Below are 1,780 nucleotides of genomic sequence, written 5' to 3'. Positions count from 1 at the left end.
CCCGTACGTACGGTGCAACGGGAGGCACAGAAATAATAATTAATCTCAGTATTGATATTATTTCCTGTCTACCCTATACACTCATATTACTCCTATTTAAATGTTGTATTTATTCTTTTTCTTATAAGATCTTCTCTTTTTAAGTATTAGAGAAGTATTCTTGCCTCTTATCATGTTATGTATGACTTTACATTTTCTATAGTCCTTAATATTCATTCTGCTGCCGCATTCTGGACAGGAGATAAAGGTTTTCTTAAGCGTGATATAATAAATCACTTCTTTTTTATTAATTTCGATCGTATGAGACTGTACAAATGATTCATAATCCCCTAAAATAATTCTTAGATCATTATCCAATTTGTGATCTCCTTTCGCTTTGAGTTGATATGAGCAAATTAATGATACAGCGAAAGGTTTTTAATTACATAAAAATAGTTGAAAAAGTGGGAGCCATAGTGCGCCCCCCACAAAAATTAAAGACTCATCTTGTGGTTTTTGATGCACTATGGGGCTATAGAAGAGATGTTCTTGAATATGCGAATAAATTAAAAAAGTTTGATGGAAAATTAGGTGTCTTATTAGATACGTTAAGAGATGATTATTTATTCATTATCACAGCAAATCATGGTAATGATTCAACACATACCGGAACAGATCACACAAGAGAAAAGGTGCCATTTATTGCATATTCTACATCTCAGAAAAAAAACAGGGGAACTAGAAGAAACTGATACATTTGCGATTATTGGTGCAACAATTACAGAAAATTTTGGAATTAAGATACCAGAAAACACAATTGACTACTTTATTTGAGATAAACTGTTATAATAGAATATATAAAGAGAGGTAAAAATAAAATGAACACAAATGATATTTTAAAAAAAGTAGACCACACATTATTGGCTCAGACAGCTACTTGGGAAGACATTAAGGTGATCCTTGATGATGGAATCAAATATGGTACAGCATCTGCATGTATTCCAGCTGCTTATGTTAAACAGGCAGCAGAATATGTGGATGGTAAACTTCCTATCTGTACAGTTATTGGATTCCCAAATGGATACAGTACAACTGCAGTAAAAGTATTTGAAACAAAGGATGCTATTGAGAATGGTGCATCTGAAATTGATATGGTTATTAATATCGGATTCTTAAAAGATAAGAGATATGAAGAAGTAGAAGATGAAATCCGTCAGATTCATGAAGCGTGTGATGGTAAAATCTTAAAGGTTATTATTGAAACATGTCTTCTTACAGAAGAAGAAAAGATCAAGATGTGTGAATTAGTCACAAATGCAGGGGCAGAATACATTAAGACATCAACAGGGTTCTCAACTGCAGGCGCTACATTTGATGATGTAAAGTTAATGCATGATCATGTAGGTGAAGGAGTTAAAGTAAAAGCAGCAGGTGGTATTAGCTCATTTGATGATGCTGAAAAGTTCATTGAACTTGGTGCTGACAGACTTGGTACAAGCCGTCTTGTAAAAATCATGAAGAATACAGACACTGGTGCAGGTTACTAAAAGTAAAGAACCATAATCCTTTATATAGGACTATGGTTCTTTTTTACGCAATGAAATAAAAAAAAGACACATAGTGTCTGTTAAGTTCTAAATGGTGGAGCCTAGGAGGATCGAACTCCTGACCTCCTGCGTGCAAAGCAGGCGCTCTCCCAGCTGAGCTAAGGCCCCGAATAAATGGTCGGGAAGACAGGATTTGAACCTGCGACCCCCTGGTCCCAAACCAGGTGCACTACCAAGCTGTGCTACTTCCCGTT

3 protein-coding genes and 2 tRNA genes are annotated in these 1,780 nt (G+C 35.3%); 2 read left to right on the top strand and 3 right to left on the bottom strand.

What is annotated here, in order from left to right:
• Positions 1–96: 96 nt before the first annotated feature.
• Positions 97–357: a transposase family protein gene (locus EAI80_RS12990; protein WP_129982369.1), complete on the bottom strand. Its 261-nt coding sequence runs from the start codon at positions 355–357 to the stop codon at positions 97–99.
• A 29-nt stretch (positions 358–386) separates the two neighbouring features.
• On the opposite strand from EAI80_RS12990, the gene EAI80_RS12985 reads away from it, so the two are divergent.
• Both EAI80_RS12985 and deoC read left to right on the top strand, forming a co-directional pair.
• The gene (locus EAI80_RS12985; protein ID WP_202976654.1) at positions 387–731 is read left to right on the top strand and encodes a hypothetical protein; all 345 of its coding nucleotides are present in this window, start codon (positions 387–389) and stop codon (positions 729–731) included.
• A 126-nt stretch (positions 732–857) separates the two neighbouring features.
• A complete protein-coding gene (gene deoC, locus EAI80_RS12980; RefSeq protein ID WP_129982368.1) occupies positions 858–1,526 on the top strand; it encodes a deoxyribose-phosphate aldolase in 669 nt (222 codons plus the stop codon).
• Between the two features lie 92 nt (positions 1,527–1,618).
• On the opposite strand, the gene EAI80_RS12975 is transcribed toward deoC, so the two are convergent.
• Together EAI80_RS12975 and EAI80_RS12970 are read right to left on the bottom strand one after the other, a co-directional pair.
• Positions 1,619–1,694: transfer RNA gene (locus EAI80_RS12975), tRNA-Ala, on the bottom strand.
• Positions 1,695–1,701: 7 nt separating this feature from the next.
• Positions 1,702–1,778, bottom strand: a tRNA-Pro gene (locus EAI80_RS12970).
• Positions 1,779–1,780 lie beyond the last annotated feature (2 nt).

This window comes from Catenibacterium sp. co_0103, assembly GCF_004168205.1.
Lineage (GTDB): Bacteria > Bacillota_I > Bacilli_A > Erysipelotrichales > Coprobacillaceae > Catenibacterium > Catenibacterium mitsuoka_A.
Note: the sequence above shows the minus strand (reverse complement) of the source record. Positions and strands in the feature narration are given on the sequence as shown.